17 protein-coding genes are annotated in these 16,048 nt (G+C 40.2%); 12 read left to right on the top strand and 5 right to left on the bottom strand.

Annotated features, from left to right (window positions below; all coding sequences use genetic code 11):
• On the top strand, positions 1–656 hold a 656-nt coding region (locus E7C97_RS07450; protein ID WP_316108673.1), incomplete at its 5' end, for a MucBP domain-containing protein.
• Between the two features lie 242 nt (positions 657–898).
• The gene (locus tag E7C97_RS07445; protein WP_316108671.1) at positions 899–1,462 is read left to right on the top strand and encodes a sugar O-acetyltransferase; all 564 of its coding nucleotides are present in this window, start codon (positions 899–901) and stop codon (positions 1,460–1,462) included.
• Between the two features lie 28 nt (positions 1,463–1,490).
• Here the strand turns inward: E7C97_RS07445 and E7C97_RS07440 are convergent, their stop codons facing one another.
• Positions 1,491–2,174 carry a DUF4956 domain-containing protein gene (locus E7C97_RS07440; protein ID WP_316108669.1) on the bottom strand — a complete coding sequence of 228 codons (684 nt, stop codon included), beginning with the start codon at positions 2,172–2,174 and terminating at the stop codon, positions 1,491–1,493.
• The gene (locus E7C97_RS07435) at positions 2,167–2,943 is read right to left on the bottom strand and encodes a polyphosphate polymerase domain-containing protein (RefSeq protein WP_316108668.1); all 777 of its coding nucleotides are present in this window, start codon (positions 2,941–2,943) and stop codon (positions 2,167–2,169) included. Before E7C97_RS07435 ends, E7C97_RS07440 begins: the two co-directional genes overlap by 8 nt.
• A 207-nt stretch (positions 2,944–3,150) precedes the next feature.
• On the opposite strand from E7C97_RS07435, the gene E7C97_RS07430 reads away from it, so the two are divergent.
• The 4 genes from E7C97_RS07430 to E7C97_RS07415 all read left to right on the top strand — a co-directional run bounded on the left by E7C97_RS07430 (position 3,151) and on the right by E7C97_RS07415 (position 6,985).
• Positions 3,151–4,386: a carbohydrate-binding domain-containing protein gene (locus tag E7C97_RS07430; protein WP_006154049.1), complete on the top strand. Its 1,236-nt coding sequence runs from the start codon at positions 3,151–3,153 to the stop codon at positions 4,384–4,386.
• Positions 4,387–4,521: 135 nt separating this feature from the next.
• Positions 4,522–5,238 carry an ABC transporter ATP-binding protein gene (locus E7C97_RS07425; RefSeq protein ID WP_042759577.1) on the top strand — a complete coding sequence of 239 codons (717 nt, stop codon included), beginning with the start codon at positions 4,522–4,524 and terminating at the stop codon, positions 5,236–5,238.
• A gap of 1 nt (position 5,239) precedes the next feature.
• Positions 5,240–6,322 (top strand): ABC transporter permease, encoded by a 1,083-nt coding sequence (locus E7C97_RS07420; protein WP_316108664.1) that lies wholly within the window; start codon positions 5,240–5,242, stop codon positions 6,320–6,322.
• Positions 6,323–6,361: 39 nt separating this feature from the next.
• A complete protein-coding gene (locus E7C97_RS07415) occupies positions 6,362–6,985 on the top strand; it encodes a TetR/AcrR family transcriptional regulator (protein ID WP_049508119.1) in 624 nt (207 codons plus the stop codon).
• Between the two features lie 162 nt (positions 6,986–7,147).
• Here the strand turns inward: E7C97_RS07415 and E7C97_RS07410 are convergent, their stop codons facing one another.
• The 3 genes from E7C97_RS07410 to E7C97_RS07400 form a co-directional block, all read right to left on the bottom strand.
• Positions 7,148–7,351: a CsbD family protein gene (locus tag E7C97_RS07410; protein WP_000020982.1), complete on the bottom strand. Its 204-nt coding sequence runs from the start codon at positions 7,349–7,351 to the stop codon at positions 7,148–7,150.
• A gap of 117 nt (positions 7,352–7,468) precedes the next feature.
• Positions 7,469–8,101 carry a DUF421 domain-containing protein gene (locus E7C97_RS07405; protein ID WP_316108661.1) on the bottom strand — a complete coding sequence of 211 codons (633 nt, stop codon included), beginning with the start codon at positions 8,099–8,101 and terminating at the stop codon, positions 7,469–7,471.
• Positions 8,098–8,550, bottom strand: a complete 453-nt coding sequence (locus E7C97_RS07400; protein WP_316108660.1) for a DUF3290 family protein — start codon at positions 8,548–8,550, stop codon at positions 8,098–8,100. Before E7C97_RS07400 ends, E7C97_RS07405 begins: the two co-directional genes overlap by 4 nt.
• 192 nt (positions 8,551–8,742) lie before the next feature.
• On the opposite strand from E7C97_RS07400, the gene E7C97_RS07395 reads away from it, so the two are divergent.
• From E7C97_RS07395 to E7C97_RS07370, 6 genes are all read left to right on the top strand, one after another.
• Entirely contained in the window at positions 8,743–9,507 is a 765-nt protein-coding gene (locus E7C97_RS07395; RefSeq protein WP_316108658.1) for a nucleoside phosphorylase, read from the top strand.
• Positions 9,508–9,539: 32 nt separating this feature from the next.
• Positions 9,540–10,919 carry a potassium transporter TrkG gene (locus tag E7C97_RS07390; RefSeq protein WP_316108657.1) on the top strand — a complete coding sequence of 460 codons (1,380 nt, stop codon included), beginning with the start codon at positions 9,540–9,542 and terminating at the stop codon, positions 10,917–10,919.
• A gap of 13 nt (positions 10,920–10,932) precedes the next feature.
• Complete coding sequence (locus E7C97_RS07385) at positions 10,933–11,598, top strand: TrkA family potassium uptake protein (protein WP_001283888.1); 666 nt, start codon at positions 10,933–10,935, stop codon at positions 11,596–11,598.
• Between the two features lie 157 nt (positions 11,599–11,755).
• Positions 11,756–13,984 carry an SSURE domain-containing protein gene (locus tag E7C97_RS07380; protein ID WP_316108655.1) on the top strand — a complete coding sequence of 743 codons (2,229 nt, stop codon included), beginning with the start codon at positions 11,756–11,758 and terminating at the stop codon, positions 13,982–13,984.
• Positions 13,985–14,107: 123 nt separating this feature from the next.
• Positions 14,108–14,806 carry a response regulator transcription factor gene (locus tag E7C97_RS07375; RefSeq protein WP_316108654.1) on the top strand — a complete coding sequence of 233 codons (699 nt, stop codon included), beginning with the start codon at positions 14,108–14,110 and terminating at the stop codon, positions 14,804–14,806.
• The gene (locus tag E7C97_RS07370) at positions 14,803–15,855 is read left to right on the top strand and encodes a HAMP domain-containing sensor histidine kinase (protein ID WP_316108653.1); all 1,053 of its coding nucleotides are present in this window, start codon (positions 14,803–14,805) and stop codon (positions 15,853–15,855) included. Before E7C97_RS07375 ends, E7C97_RS07370 begins: the two co-directional genes overlap by 4 nt.
• Positions 15,856–16,048: the final 193 nt, after the last annotated feature.

Below are 16,048 nucleotides of genomic sequence, written 5' to 3'. Positions count from 1 at the left end.
CAAGTGAAGATGGCGAACAACCGAAGAAAGAAATCCCAGGTTATCGCTTCGTAGAGACTAAGAAACTTCCGAACGGAGATACCGAGCACGTCTACGAACAAGTTAAGACATCATTCAAGGATAAAGAAGGCAATTCAATTCCAGGCTATCCAAGTGAAGATGGTGAACAACCGAAGAAAGAAATTCCAGGTTACCGCTTCGTAGAGACTAAGAAACTTCCAAACGGAGATACCGAGCACGTCTACGAAAAGATTACGACCTCTTATGTTGATGAAAATGGAAATCCAATTCCAGGATATCCGACTGAGAATGGTGAACAGCCTAAGAAAGAAATTCCAGGTTACGAGTTTGTGAAGACAGTTGTAGATAAAGATGGTAATATCCAACACATCTACAAGAAGGTGGTAACACCGAATCCGGTGCCGACACCAGACTCGAAACCAACACCAGATCCAGTTCCGACACCAGAACCAAAACCAATCCAAGTTCCAGAAACACCAAGTAAATCAGCTCCAGTAACTGAAACAGTAGCTAAGACAACTACTCCTCAGTTGCCAAATACTGGTACTAAAGACCATGCTGGTCTTGCTGGCCTTGGTTTAGTAGGTATCTTGAGTGGATTCGGACTTATGGCTCGTAAAAAGAAAGAAGACTAATCTAGTCTGTAAAGTATTGATAACAGTCAACTTTCTAATAAGAAACTAGTGCATCGTGCGATGCACTAGTTTTTTTGATGCTTGTATTAAGGATAGAACTATGCTACAATCATCTAATACTCTTCGAAAATCAAATTCAAACCACGTCAGCTTCACCTTGCCGTACTCAAGTACAGCCTGCGGCTCTCTTCCTAGTTTGCTCTTTGATTTTCATTGAGTATAAAAAGCAAGGACATCAAGATATGAAAACTGAATACCAAAAAATGATTGCGGGAGAACCTTATCACCCGTTCGATCCAGAACTTCGTGCTCTAGCACAAATAGCACGACAAAAGCAAGCCTCATTTAATGAAGAAGTCGATCCAGTAAAAGGTTTGAAAATCATCAAAGGATGGTTTGGCTCAACTGGTGAAAATCTCTATGTCAATACTCGTTTGGTGGTGGATTATGGTGTCAATATCTATTTGGGAGAAAATTTTTATTCCAATTGGAATCTGACCATGTTGGATGTTTGTCCTATTACCATTGGTGACAATGCCATGATTGGTCCTAACTGCCAATTTTTAACACCCCTTCATCCACTGGATCCAGATGAACGAAATTCAGGTTTAGAATTTGGGAAACCCATTACTATTGGTAAGAACTTCTGGGCAGGTGGTGGGGTTATTGTCCTTCCAGGTGTTACACTAGGTGATAACGTTGTTGCAGGAGCAGGAGCTGTCATTACCAAATCTTTTGGTGACAATGTAGTTCTGGCAGGCAACCCAGCACGAGTTATCAAGGAAATTCCAGTTAAAGAAAACTAAAAGAACAGCAAAATGCTGTTCTTTTTTGCTAGAGATTTTTTCTCTTTTTAGCTTTTTTAGTGAGAGCCACATCGCATTCAGCAATGTTGCGTGTAAGATAGCTAGCGACTTGGAAGTCATCGGTATCAGATTTTAGCTCGACTTCATAGACAATTGTTAGATTATCACCTGCGTTAGTGCTATTAATTGTAATCATGTCAACTTCTGAGCAGAATTGGTTAAGAGATGATTGGATAACTTCCTGTACCTTGTCTTGATTGGCTACCGTGATTGTCAAAAGTCTACGGCGCTGATTGTCGGACTTAATCTGCTGATTTTCCAAAAGGAACCAAACACCCAAGATAAAGAGTGTGAATAGAATAGCCAAGAAGAGGTATCCTGTTACGCAAGCTAAACCGATAATCATGGCTAGGAAAATAGCAATTAATTCTCGGGAACCACTAGTTGCGGAACGAAAACGAATTAAACTAAAGGTTCCGGCTACAGCAATTGAGGTGCCCAAGCTTCCATTGACTAGAAAAATAACCAAGGTCATGAGGCAGGGAAGCAAGGTCAAGCTGATAGCGAATTCTCTGGTGTAGAGGGTTCTATATTTGTAAGTCCAAGTGAGAGCCAAACCGAGGACTAGACTGACTAGAAGTGCTAACAGTAGTTGAAAGGGATCTGCACTTGCAGTGGTGTTATTGAAAATGGAATTAAATAGATTAAGCATAAGCAGTACCTGATCTTTCTATATTGGGGCGAGGAGCATAAGGAAGTCCTTGAGATTTATGGTATGCACAACTGTATTTTGAAAATTTGTGCTCCATCAAATCATACTTGTCGAGGATGTCCTGCAACCACTGGGGCTTGTTTCCAGGGGCCTTGATTTCCATAATCACAGTGTTGCTATCTAAGAGAGGAGCCCCGTGATTTCCTGCGAAGAGACTGACAGTTTCATCTCTATAGACTAGATTTTGGTCAATTGTGATACGGATTTTGTTATAGTGGCAGCCCTCGATAGATTTCTTTTCCTTTAATGAATAACGATCGTAGTAGATGTACATACGAGGCTTGATAGCGAGTTTGTAATCATGCTGAAGTTTTTTCACTTTTTCAATGACGACTGTATCAGTAATGCTAGCATCCAAGTGCCCTTTGGTTATGAAATTGATGATGGAACTAGGAGTTGAGAGCAGTCGGTACTTGCGACCAATCCCTTCTTGGTCCTTAGTTTTGATTTCTAAAAAAACTTGACTATCTATTTTAGCTTGGCTGAGATAGGTCCGCATCCGTACCTTTTCTTTTCGTTTGTCGCCAAGATGCTCATCTTGGAGAATATCAAAGTCTTCTGTATCAAAGTAGATATTTGATATTGTTGAAATTGGATAGTCGTCTTCTACCAAATATTTCTTTAAATCCTGAACCAGTTTGTCTAATATTTTTTTGGAGACAACATATTTGGTTTCAATCCGTTTAAAAGTTGTTTCGATTGGTTTCATAAGTCCTTCTCCTCTAATCTTAGGTTATACTATTTTTAAACAAGGACGAGCTTGTTTGTCTAGGATTTTAAAGAGTTTATCTAAAACTTTTGTTAAATTTAACTTAATTGAAACTAAACTTAAGAAAACTTTCAGAAAAAGTTTAGGCTTATTTTAGGAAAGTCACGTAGACTAAGAGCATGTAAAATGAAAGTCGAGGAAACGAGCATGAAAGCAAAAAAATGGACATTCTTATTAACGAGTATAGCAACTCTAGCACTAGTAACAGCTTGTACCCAGTCAACTTCAAATACAACAGCTAGCAATACTGCGACAACGAAAACGACATCAACTACAGAAGCTAAGAAAACTAGCTATTTTACAGACAAGGACTATGATACTTCTTATGATGAAAAGACAGCAGCAACTGTAACCTTGTCAGAATCAACAGCGAAGGTATCAGGTGATGGAGTTGCCGTATCAGGATCTACCGTTACAATCTCCAAGGCAGGAACCTATGTCATATCTGGTCAATCCGACGGAGTTCAAATCAAGATTGAAGCCGAAAAGACTGATGATGTACATATTGTTCTAAAGGGTGTGACCATGACCAATACCAATGCTGCTATATCTGCAACATCAGCCGGTCATGTTTACCTAACTCTAGCAGATGGCACAACTAATAGCCTATCAGATTCAGCAACTAATAGTGACGAAAAAGCGGATGCAGCGCTCTTCTCTAAAGTGGACTTGACCATCAACGGTAAAGGAACTCTCAATGTAGATGGTAAGAAAAACAATGGTATCAAGGCAAATGATACACTTCACATCACAGGTGGAAGCTACAACATCACAGCAGTCGGGGATGCCTTTAATGTTAATGATGAACTCAACATTACCGGCACAACTATGACTATCGATGCCAAGGAAGACGGAGTTAAGGTCGACAATGATGAGGACACATCTGTAGGAACCATGTATCTCTCTGACAATACCATCACTGTTACTGCTGGAGATGATGGTATCCACGCATCAGGTGATTTGGTTATTGATAGTGGTACCTATACCGTTAAGAATTCTACAGAAGGGCTTGAAGGTAAGTCAATTACTATCAACGGTGGAGATATCGCCATCTATTCAACGGATGATGGTGTCAATGCAGCCAACAAAAATGCTCAACAAAGTGAAATTTTCTTCACTATGAATGGTGGGAACTTGACGGTTGAAGTTGGTCAAGGGGACACGGATCCAATTGACTCAAATGGTAATATTACAGTTAATGGAGGAACCATCAAAATGACTGGTCAAACTGGTTTTGACTTTGATGGAACAGCGACCTACACAGGCGGAGATATCTATCTCAATGGTGAAAAACAAACTGAGATTGTCAGTTCTATGCCTGGAGGCGGAGGGGCACCTGGCGGTGGCCCTCAAGGAAATGGAGGCCCTGGTGGACGACCATAAAATAAAAATCTCCTTTCTCGAAAGAGAAGGGAGATTTTTTTCAACTATCAACTTTCAACTTGACAAGTGAGTGGATACTCACTATAATAGTTTTATATTTCAAAAGTGAGTAAATACTCACCTAGGAGGATTCAAATGAAAAAATTGTTACATTTAAAAGATTTAGAAAAATCTTTTGGTCGTCAAATGGTCTTAGATCACGTTGGTTTTGATTTAAAGCCTGGAGAAATCATTGGTCTAATCGGTCCATCAGGTGCTGGTAAATCAACTATGATTAAAACCATGCTAGGAATGGAAAAGGCGGATAGCGGTATCGCTTTAGTCTTGGACCATACTATGCCAAATCGTCATATTTTAGGTGATATTGGCTATATGGCTCAGTCTGATGCTCTTTATGAGGCCTTGTCAGGTCAAGAAAATCTAGAATTTTTTGGTCAGCTAAAAGGGCTATCCAAAAGAGATCTGACAGCTGAAATTGCCCATGTGGCTCAAGTTGTGGATCTGACAGAGCATTTGAATAAAACGGTATCCGGTTATTCTGGAGGAATGAAGCGACGCTTGTCTTTAGCCGTCGCGCTTCTGGGGAATCCTCAGCTCTTGATTTTGGACGAACCGACAGTTGGAATCGACCCTTCTCTTCGAAAGAAAATCTGGAAAGAATTATTCGCGCTTAGAGACAATGGGGTAGGGATATTAGTTACTACCCATGTTATGGATGAAGCAGAGTTAACGGATAAGGTCGGCTTATTATTAGGTGGAAAAATCATTGCTTTTGATACACCGCAACACTTAAAAGATAGTTATCAAGTTTCAAGTATTGAAGAAGTCTTTTTGAAAGCAGAAGGAGAGTAAGATGAGAACCATTGCTATTGCTAAAAAAGTTATCAAAGAATTGCTTCGTGACAAACGAACCTTGGCTATGATGTTTGTAGCGCCGGTATTTATTATATGGCTGATGAACCTCATGTTTTCAGCTAGTACAACCGTGAATGTCAAGTTAGCGACACAAGATCTACCAACTGGTTTGGTAACAAAAATGGATGAGCTCGATCATGTGGACGTCGAGACTTATCAAGACTTAGATCAGGCTAAAAAAGCTCTAGCTGACGAGAAAGTAGATGCAGTCATATCGTATAAAGATGGTGAGTATCAGGTCGACTACGCAAATACGGATGCTTCTAAAACAACTATGACACGACAAGTGTTACGAACAAGTATCGTCAATGAAGGCACCGATCAGTTATTATCTCGTGTCAAACAAGCTCTTCCACAATTGAAATTAGATGAAAAGGCGCCTGAAATCAAAGAATCTTACCAATATGGAGATAAAAATACTGGATTCTTTGCACGTATGATTCCAATTTTAATTGGCTTTGTGGTCTTCTTCTTTGTCTTTTTGATTTCTGGTATGGCACTGTTGAAAGAGCGAACAAGTGGAACCTTGGATCGCTTGTTAGCAACCCCAGTGAAACGTTCTGAAATCGTCTATGGCTATATGTTGTCTTACGGTATTATTGCGATTTTTCAAACGGCAGTTGTCGTTTTAGCAGCAATTTGGCTACTAGATGTAGAAGTTGTAGGAAATATTTTAAATGTTATAATAGTTAATGTGGTACTGGCTCTTGTAGCACTAGCTTTTGGAATTCTCTTGTCTACTCTAGCAAAATCAGAATTCCAAATGATGCAATTTATTCCTCTCGTGATTATGCCCCAACTTTTTTTCTCAGGAATTATTCCATTGTCATCCATGGGAGAATGGGCTCCAACTGTGGGGAAATTTTTGCCATTAACCTATTCTGGTGATGCAATAAGCCAGATTATTCTTTACGGACACAATCTTGGTGATATTTTGTCAAATCTTGGTGTTTTAATGATTTTCTTGATCATTTTAACAATTCTCAATATTATTGGATTGCGTCGTTATCGTAAAGTTTAGAAATCAACATAAATAATGCTAAAAAGGTGTGAAGATTGGATGGATAAGACTGTTTTTGAATCGTTTGAAGATTACTTAGAAGAAGCGAATTACCCTCAAGGAAAGAAAAAAATCATGCAGGCAGCAGTGGATCTCATATCAACCAGGAGTTACCATGGGACCTCAACTCTTCACATAGCTGAGCGTGCTGGACTAAGCCAGGCAACTTTGTTTAAGTATTTTAAGACGAAGGATGATTTACTGACGGCTATTTTACATCCTGTAGTCCCAGGCATTCTCGGTAGTTTTTTTGAGGAACTCTTAGCTTTTGAAACGACAGAAGAGAGGGTTCGTTATCTCGTCCATAATCGTATGAGCTATCTCAAAAAAAATCGTGCCTTGATGAAAATCATTCTACAAGAGAGTTTTTCAAATAAAAAACTAAAAAATGAACAGATTTTTATCTGGAATGCTATTCAAGATAAACTTCGAGTGCTTCATAAGGAATTGCTAGCAGATCCACGTGTAAATCCAGAGATAACGATTCCTCAAATGGTTCGCATCTGTATAGGTCCATTGTTAGCTTACTTCTCTCAACTATATGTCGTTGGCGTCAATGGCGAAATGAGAGAAGAGGACTTAGGCTTATTGGAAAAACAAATCTTAGGTGGTTTGTGGAAATAGGAGGAGTATAGGAATTAGTTCTTTTTGCTTTAGGTTGAGCAACACATCATAAGAAGTATTTTCTAATATTAAAAAACATAATAATTTAAAGAAAAAACTCTTATCCCTAGCATATTAACAGCTTGGAATAAGAGTTTCTTATGTTATTAGGACGAAAAAGAATTATTCTCCGTCTTTTTTAAAGATGTTTTTAACACCAGATACTGCGCCTTCGACAGCTTCTTTTGCATCTTCAGCAACTTCTTTAGCTTTTGAAGCTACCTTTTCTGCAGCTCCTTCTGCTTGAGTTTTTGTATCGCCAGTTAGTTTACCAAAACCTTCTTTAACAGAACCTTTAGCTTGGTTGAATTTTTCTTCGATTGACATGGGGGATACCTCCGTTAATTTTTTGTATTATCTAAATTACATTAGATATTAATTTAAGTATATACCCTTTTATGCTAAAAAGCAAAAAACTGATACGAAAAGCATCAGTTTATTTTTTTAATAGGTTACAATGTTTAATTGCCCTTTATCGTATTCAGCGATAAAGATATTAGAAACGTCTTCGAAACCTTCTTCTTTTAATTTTTCTGCTAGCCATTCCTCAGATTTACCAATAGTTTCTAGGATTTCAACTTGGACAACACCATCTGTAATGACTGGGTACTTAGGATTTTCGTCACCCATTCTTACAACAATTAGCTGTCCGTTTTGCTCAATCACAGCTCTCTTGACGTCTTTTAGTTGGAAGATTCCTTGGGCGCGCAATTTAAGAGCTACATCTGCAGCTGCAAGACCTTTTGATCGACAGGCTTCAGGGTCTAACTGACCATTTTTTATGATAATAGTAGGTTTTCCGTCAATCAGATGTTTAATCAGAGAAACATTGGTATTCAGCCATTTAAGGAGCAAGATGAGAATAGTCCAGATGATGAGGATAACAATGTATTGGATGATGGTGATAGAACTATTGTAGATAACCCCACCGATAATACCCCCGAGAACAAAGTTCTGGATTTGATCTACTGCAGAACTTGGTGCTAAATTTCCTTTACCTGTTACGTTAATAACAAAAACAAGAGAAAGTAGCCCAAAGGCTAATTTAATTGCAATCGTAGCAAAAAAGCTTATCATTTTTCAACCTCCACGAGTTCCACATCTGATTTATAGAGTTCCATTTTTTCTAATAAATAGCTATCTTGGTCAGTCCCGCCAATCGCACGATAAAAATTGTTGCCAACCTTAATAATAGCTCCATCAGTAGTAGCTGAAGTATTGATATAAATGTCTTTTTTATCAACACCTAACTCTTTTGATACAATCTCGATGAAGTGTAAGGAACTACGAAATTGATTATCATTGGATTGGTTGTTTTGAAGATTCGTAATGCTAATCAATACAAAAGCAATTAAGGTCAAAATAGAAATGAGCGATAATTCACGGAACTTACTCCCTCTTTTATCTTTGAAAGCCTTAAATGCAAAGAATCCAGTCACAATCACTAAGAATGTCGACACAATAATCATGGTCCAATTCTGTTGACTAATCTGACTGAGAACATAGTCATATGAATAGAATTTCATAAGATTTCTCCCTTTTTCAAATTCAATCTATTATAAACTAATTCCTAAGTTTTAGCAATTTTGTTAGTAGAGGAAAAAGCATTTAATTGTTGTTTCCTACTTAAGGTAGGTTTTTTATGATTTGACTTAGCCTCCCGTCTTGACTTTCGTTTGGCTTTTGTTATAATAGTACAAATTTAGAGGAGGTGTTCTATGATTCAAAAACACGTCATTCCTATTTTAGAGTTTGACGATAATCCTCAGGCAGTTATCATGCCGAATCACGAAGGCTTGGATTTACAGTTGCCAAAGAAGTGCATCTATGCATTTTTGGAGGAGGAGATTGACCGCTTTGCTCAGGAAGTAGGGGCGGAGTGCGTAGGGGAGTTTGTTTCTGCCACTAAAACCTATCCAGTTTATGTCATAGACTACAAAGGTGAAAAAGTGTGTCTAGCCCAAGCTCCTGTAGGTTCTGCCCCTGCGGCCCAGTTTATGGATTGGTTGATTGGCTACGGTGTGGAGAAAATCATCTCTACAGGCACTTGTGGTGTGTTAGCGAATATAGAAGAAAATGCCTTTCTGGTTCCAGTCCGAGCCCTGCGTGATGAAGGAACTAGTTACCATTATGCGTCACCTTCTCGTTATATGGATGTACATATAGAAGCGATTTCTGCCATCGAGCAAGTCTTGGAACAACTAGGCATTCCTTATGAAGAGGTTATGACTTGGTCGACAGATGGTTTTTACCGAGAAACGGCTGAAAAAGTTGCCTATCGTAAGGAAGAAGGCTGTGCAGTTGTAGAGATGGAGTGTGCAGCTCTTGCGGCAGTGGCTCAACTTCGTGGAGTTACCTGGGGTGAGTTGCTGTTCACGGCTGATTCATTGGCAGATCTTGATAACTATGACCAGCGCGATTGGGGCGCAGAAGCTTTTGAAAAGGCGCTAGAACTCTGTCTTGAGATCGTTAGTCATATGTGAGTATTCTCAGCTTTTTGTGGTACAATGTAGCTATGTTATTAAAATCAATTGTTGAAAAAATAAATACCATTCTGGGGCGTTTATCACCTGCTCGGCGAATCTTTTTAAGCTTTGCTTTGGTTATTCTCTTGGGGTCTCTCCTTTTAAGTCTACCATTTGTACAAGTTCCGACATCTCATGCCGGTTATTTTGATCATTTGTTTACAGCTGTATCCATGGTCTGTGTGACAGGACTATTTACCTTACCTGTCGCTTCGACCTACAATGTTTGGGGGCAGTTGATTTGTATGGTCTTGATTCAGATTGGTGGTTTGGGACTCATGACCTTTATAGGGGTCTTCTATATTCAAAGCAAGCAAAAGCTGAGTCTTAGAGGTCGTGAAACGATTCTGGAGAGTTTTAGTTTTGAAGAAACTCAGTCTTTGAAGGATTTTCTACGTTCCATCTTTTTGACGACTTTTTTAGTAGAAGGTTTAGGAGCCTTTCTGCTGAGTTTTCGTTTTATCCCCGAGTTTGGCTGGGGGCGAGGGATTTTAACGTCTATCTTTTTGGCAATTTCAGCTTTTTGTAATGCTGGATTTGATAATTTTGGAAGTACGAGTTTGCTAGCCTTTCAGACAGATCCTTTGGTTAATCTAGTGATTGCTGGCTTGATTATTACAGGTGGTCTAGGTTTTATGGTCTGGTTTGATCTAGCCACTCAATTGGGAAAGAAGAAAAAACGCCGTCTTCGTTTCCATACTAAGCTAGTTCTCTTCTTAACAGCGGGGATTTTATTTGCTGGAACAGTTTCAACCCTCTTGATAGAGTGGAATAATTCGGGAACGATTGGCAATCTCAGCTTCCCGGATAAATTGCTGGTTAGCTTCTTCCAAACTGTTAGCATGAGAACAGCAGGTTTTGCTTCTATTGATTACACCCAGGCTCGGCCTGTTACTTTACTGATCTATATCTTACAGATGTTTCTCGGTGGAGCACCTGGAGGAACAGCAGGAGGACTTAAAATCACGACCTTCTTTGTTTTGTTGGTATTCGCACGCAGTGAGTTTTTAGGGTTACCTCATGCCAATGTAGCACAAAGAACGATTGAACCTCGGACAGTCCAAAAATCATTCAGTGTCTTCATTATTTTCTTATTGACTTTTCTGGTTGGCTTGATTTTACTAGGAATAACAGCGGAAGGGAATCCGAAATTTATCTACCTGATGTTTGAAACAATTTCAGCACTTGCTACGGTTGGAGTAACTGCTAATCTGACACCAGAGTTAGGTAAATTAGCTCTTAGCGTCGTCATGCTACTGATGTTTATCGGACGAATTGGGCCACTGACGCTATTAGTCAGTTTGGCTGAGTATCGGCCAGATAAGAAAGATATGATTCACTATATGAAAGCAGATATAACCATAGGATAAGAAAGGATAAACTATGTCAGATCGGACAATCGGAATTTTAGGTTTGGGTATTTTTGGGAGTAGTGTTCTCGCCGCTCTTGCTAAGCATGATGTAAATATCATAGCCATTGATGACCATGAGGAACGAATCAATCAATTTGAACCAGTCTTGGCGCGTGGCGTTGTTGGTGACATCACAGATGAGGACCTCTTGCTATCAGCCGGGATTGATACTTGTGATACAGTAGTCGTCGCAACTGGTGAAAATCTAGAGTCTAGTGTTCTAGCAGTCATGCATTGCAAGAGTCTGGGTGTACCGACTGTTATTGCTAAGGTTAAAAGCCATACAGCAAAAAAAGTCCTTGAAAAAATCGGCGCTGATTCAGTCATTTCACCAGAGTATGAAATGGGACGCTCTTTGGCACAGACGATTCTCTTTAATAACAGTGTAGATGTCTTTCAGTTGGACAAGAATGTTTCAATTGTCGAAATGAAAGTTCCTGTATCATGGGTAGGAAAGAGCCTTAGCCAATTAAATCTTAGAGGACGGTACAATCTCAATATCCTCGGTTTTCGTGACTACGAAAATGCTCCTTTGGATGTTCAATTTGGGCCGAATGATCTATTGAAAGCCGACTCCTATATCATGGCAGTGATCAATAACCAATATTTGGATACCCTAGCAAGCCTCAGTGAGTAGAGGAGGAATGACTATTCTTTTTTTCAACGATTATTGAGTCAATATAAGTATTTTATAAGAGGGATTTAAGAAAAATTTTAACTTTTTCTTAGTCCTTTTTAATTTTAGGAGATTATACTAGAGTCATCAAATAAAGAAAAACTCTAAGGAGAATCCTATGAAATTCAATCCAAATCAAAGATATACTCGTTGGTCTATTCGTCGTCTCAGTGTCGGTGTTGCCTCAGTTGTTGTGGCCAGTGGCTTCTTTGTCCTCGTCAGTCAACCAAGTTCTGCACGTGCCGATGTGGTCAATCCGACCCCTGCTCAAGTCGTGCCAGATGCAGATGCGGTGAGTGCAAAGAGCGACTTACCAGTAGAGCTACTCAAAGAAGCAGTGGATACTACTCTTCCTTCAGAACAGGCAGACTCAGCACCTAAAGCAAGCTTGGATACTACAAGCTCTCCAGAAAAAGCGGATGTGTCTAATAAAGATCAAGTAGTAGCACCAAAAGAAGAAGTGCAAGCAAAACCAGAATCTAAGAAAGAAACAGAAGATGTGGTTAAACCTGTGGAAGGTCCTGCGTCTACAGTTTCTGGAAAAGACCGTGAAGCAAGTGAAGCTCAACCAGCAACCACTCCATCTGAAGTTCAAAAAGGCGTGGCTGACAACACTAAAGACACAGTAGATGTCCCAGCTGACTACCTTGATAAAGCCAATTTCCCAGGTCCATTCACAGCTGGTGTTAATCAAGTTATTCCATACGAATTCTTCGCTGGCGACGGCATGTTGACCCGCCTCATCTTAAAAGCATCCGATAAGGCCCCATGGTCAGACAACGGTTCAGCTAAAAATCCCGCTCTCCCACCAGTAGAGAAATTGGGCAAAGGCCTTTACTTCTATGAAGTGGATTTGGCAGGTACTCAAGGAAAATCAGATAAAGAGCTTCTTGACCTCTTGAAACAAAACGGCACTCAAAGCTATAAAGCTACTATTAAAGTGTATGGTGCGAAAGATGGCAAAGCAGATTTGAGCAACCTAGTAGCGACTAAGGATTTGGATGTCAACTTGAACGGCTTGACCACCCCTGCTGAAGTTCAAAAAGGCGTGGTTGATAATACCAAAGACACAGTAGATGTCCCAGCTGCCTACCTTGATAAAGCCAATTTCCCAGGTCCATTCACAGCTGGTGTTAATCAAGTTATTCCATACGAATTCTTCGCCGGAGACGGTATGTTGACTCGTTTGATTTTGAAAGTATCTGACAAGGCTCCATGGTCCGACAATGGTTCAGCTAAAAATCCCGCTCTACCACCAGTAGAAAACTTGGGCAAAGGTCTCTATTTCTATGAAGTAGATTTGGCAGGAACTCAAGGTAAATCAGACAAAGATTTGCTTGATCTCTTGAAACAAAACGGCACTCAAAGCTATAAAGCTACTATCAAAGTATACGGTGCAAAAGATGGCAAGGCTGATTTGAGTAACCTTGTAGCGACTAAGAATTTGGATGTCAATTTGAATGGTTTAACTACCCCAGCTGAAGTGCAAAAAGGTGTAGCCGATAATACTAAAGACACAGTAGATGTTCCAGCTACATACTTGGACAAAGCCAACTTCCCTGGTCCATTCACAGCCGGTGTCAACCAAGTTATTCCATATGAATTCTTCGCTGGTGACGGTATGTTGACTCGTTTGATTTTGAAAGCCTCAGACAAAGCTCCATGGTCAGACAACGGTTCAGCTAAAAATCCAGCTCTTCCACCAGTAGAGAAATTTGGCAAAGGCCTTTACTTCTATGAAGTGGATTTGGCAGGTACTCAAGGCAAATCTGACAAAGACCTTCTTGACCTCTTGAAACAAAACGGTACGCAAAGTTATAAAGCTACCATCAAGGTTTATGGTGCTAAAGACGGTAAGGCCGATTTGAGCAATCTTGTAGCGACTAAAGATTTGACAGTGAACTTGAATGGACATCAGTCTCTTGTTCCGATGCAGTCAGGCTCCGTCCCATCTTCTAATGGTTCAGCTATGACGGCTCCAATGATGAATAGTCATCAAGATGCGTCCAATATGAAATCTCAAATGCCAGCTGCTAGTCAGGATAAGATGATGCCTAACAAAGAGCAGGACAAAACCATGAATGCTAGTCAGCTAATGGCAACTCCAAGTATGAAGCAAGACCAAGCTCCAGCAGCCTCAAGCAAAATGTCTGATGAAGGCAAGATGGCATCTAATAATAAGGTATCAAGTCCAATGATGGCTGATCAAATGAAAGAACCAAAAGGCATGCTTCCATATACTGGTGAAGCACAAACCTCAATGGCTACTATTGGATTCTTTGGCCTCGCCTTGGCCGGACTGCTAGGTGGTCTCGGTTTGAAAGCTAAAAAAGAGGATAATGACTAGTCTAGCTACAGACTTTCTATCTAGGATTTAAAAAATCCAGATAGCGATTAGAATGTTCGTAAAGCGATTAAAATAGTGTTATACTATTGTGGTATAGCACTGTTTTTTTCAAAGGAGAGACAGATGGGAAAGACTATTTTACTCGTTGACGACGAGGTAGAAATCACAGATATTCATCAACGCTATCTGGTTCAGGCAGGGTATCAGGTTTTGGTGGCTCATGATGGAGTAGAGGCCTTGGAAATCTTCAAGCGAAAAGTGATTGATTTGATTATTACAGATATCATGATGCCTCGGATGGATGGTTATGATTTGATTAGTGAGGTCCAGTATCAATCTCCAGATCAGCCTTTTCTCTTTATCACGGCTAAGACTAGCGAGCAGGACAAGATTTATGGCTTGAGCTTAGGGGCAGATGACTTTATTGCCAAGCCCTTTAGTCCTCGTGAGCTGGTTTTGCGTGTCCACAATATCTTGCGTCGCCTTCATCGTGGAGGTGAGACAGAAGTCGTCAGTCTCGGGGATTTACGGATGAATCACGGTAGTCATGAGGTCTATATCGGAGGTGTATCGCTTGATTTAACAGTCAAATCCTTCGAACTTTTATGGCTTTTAGCCAGCAATCCAAAGCGGGTTTTCTCTAAGACAGATCTCTATGAAAAGGTCTGGCAAGAAGACTATGTGGATGATACCAATACCTTGAATGTTCATATTCATGCTCTTCGACAGGAGTTGGCTAAATATGCCAGTGCAGAAACGCCCACCATCAAAACAGTCTGGGGCTTGGGCTACAAAATTGAGAAAGCACGAGGTAGTCAATGAAATTAAAAAATTATATTCTAGTAGGTTATATCATTTCAACACTCCTAACGATTATCGTGGTTTTTTGGGCCGTCCAGCGAATGTTAATTGACGAAAGAGAGATTTATTTCCTAGTGGGTATGACTCTCATGGCAAGTTTTGTCGGTGCTGGGATTAGTCTATTTCTCCTATCACCTGTCTTTACTTCATTGGACAAACTCAAGGAACATGCTAAGCGAGTAGCAGACAAGGATTTTCCTTCAAATCTGGAGGTTCAAGGGCCTGTAGAATTTCAGCAATTAGGCCAGGCTTTTAATGAAATGTCACATGATTTACAGGCGACCTTTGATTCTTTGGAAGAAAGCGAACGAGAAAAGGGCTTGATGATTGCCCAGCTTTCGCATGATATCAAGACTCCTATCACTTCGATCCAAGCGACGGTAGAAGGAATTTTGGACGGGGTTATCAAGGAAGGAGAACAAGCCCATTATCTAGCAACCATTGGACGCCAGACAGAACGGCTTAATAAACTGGTTGAAGAGTTGAATTTTTTAACCCTTAATACAACTAGAAATCAGGAGAAGACGACTGGAAAAGACAGCATTTTTCTGGATCAGCTCTTGATTGAGTGCATGAGTGAATTTCAATTTTTGATTGAGCAGGAGGAGAGAGATGTCCACTTGCAAGTGATTCCTGAGTCTGCTCGGATTGAAGGAGATTATGCCAAACTTTCTCGTATCTTGGTGAATCTGGTCAATAACGCTTTTAAATACTCAGCTCCAGGGACCAAGTTGGAGGTGGTAGCTAAGCTGGAAAATAACCAGCTTTCAATCAGTGTGACCGATGAAGGACAGGGGATTGCCCCAGAGAATTTGGAAAATATTTTCAAGCGCCTTTATCGTGTCGAAACTTCGCGCAATATGAAAACAGGTGGTCATGGCTTAGGTCTTGCGATTGCGCGTGAATTAGCCCATCAATTAGGTGGAGAAATCACAGTTACCAGCCAGTACGGCCTAGGAAGCACCTTTACCCTCCTTCTCAACCTTTCTGCTAGTGAAAATAAAGCTTAATCCCCCTTTACAAATCCAGCGATTCATGGTAAAATGGATTTTGTGTGAAATATCAGCAGGAAAGCATGAAGCTCGTCAACAGGTGTCTTATAATAAGTAACCTTGGCTGTTTAGGCGAAGGGCATCTGCACGAATCAGGGCTTTCTAAGTGACTATTTCCACCGAAATATTATTTATATCAGGAGGACATTCA

This window comes from Streptococcus sp. (assembly GCF_032481935.1).
Lineage (GTDB): Bacteria > Bacillota > Bacilli > Lactobacillales > Streptococcaceae > Streptococcus.
The sequence above is the reverse complement of the archived record's forward strand: the minus strand, read 5'-3'. Positions and strand labels throughout refer to the sequence as shown.

Excerpts from the sequence above, each read along its gene's own strand:
- E7C97_RS07370 (WP_316108653.1), top strand. The coding sequence starts at position 14,803 with ATGAAATTAAAAAATTATATTCTAGTAGGTTATATCATTTCAACACTC.
- E7C97_RS07410 (WP_000020982.1), bottom strand. The coding sequence starts at position 7,351 with ATGTCAATCGAAGAAAAATTCAACCAAGCTAAAGGTTCTGTTAAAGAA.
- E7C97_RS07430 (WP_006154049.1), top strand. The coding sequence starts at position 3,151 with ATGAAAGCAAAAAAATGGACATTCTTATTAACGAGTATAGCAACTCTA.
- E7C97_RS07385 (WP_001283888.1), top strand. The coding sequence starts at position 10,933 with ATGTCAGATCGGACAATCGGAATTTTAGGTTTGGGTATTTTTGGGAGT.
- E7C97_RS07400 (WP_316108660.1), bottom strand. The coding sequence starts at position 8,550 with ATGAAATTCTATTCATATGACTATGTTCTCAGTCAGATTAGTCAACAG.
- E7C97_RS07380 (WP_316108655.1), top strand. The coding sequence starts at position 11,756 with ATGAAATTCAATCCAAATCAAAGATATACTCGTTGGTCTATTCGTCGT.
- E7C97_RS07425 (WP_042759577.1), top strand. The coding sequence starts at position 4,522 with ATGAAAAAATTGTTACATTTAAAAGATTTAGAAAAATCTTTTGGTCGT.
- E7C97_RS07375 (WP_316108654.1), top strand. The coding sequence starts at position 14,108 with ATGGGAAAGACTATTTTACTCGTTGACGACGAGGTAGAAATCACAGAT.
- E7C97_RS07405 (WP_316108661.1), bottom strand. The coding sequence starts at position 8,101 with ATGATAAGCTTTTTTGCTACGATTGCAATTAAATTAGCCTTTGGGCTA.
- E7C97_RS07435 (WP_316108668.1), bottom strand. The coding sequence starts at position 2,943 with ATGAAACCAATCGAAACAACTTTTAAACGGATTGAAACCAAATATGTT.
- E7C97_RS07445 (WP_316108671.1), top strand. The coding sequence starts at position 899 with ATGAAAACTGAATACCAAAAAATGATTGCGGGAGAACCTTATCACCCG.
- E7C97_RS07415 (WP_049508119.1), top strand. The coding sequence starts at position 6,362 with ATGGATAAGACTGTTTTTGAATCGTTTGAAGATTACTTAGAAGAAGCG.
- E7C97_RS07390 (WP_316108657.1), top strand. The coding sequence starts at position 9,540 with ATGTTATTAAAATCAATTGTTGAAAAAATAAATACCATTCTGGGGCGT.
- E7C97_RS07395 (WP_316108658.1), top strand. The coding sequence starts at position 8,743 with ATGATTCAAAAACACGTCATTCCTATTTTAGAGTTTGACGATAATCCT.
- E7C97_RS07440 (WP_316108669.1), bottom strand. The coding sequence starts at position 2,174 with ATGCTTAATCTATTTAATTCCATTTTCAATAACACCACTGCAAGTGCA.
- E7C97_RS07420 (WP_316108664.1), top strand. The coding sequence starts at position 5,240 with ATGAGAACCATTGCTATTGCTAAAAAAGTTATCAAAGAATTGCTTCGT.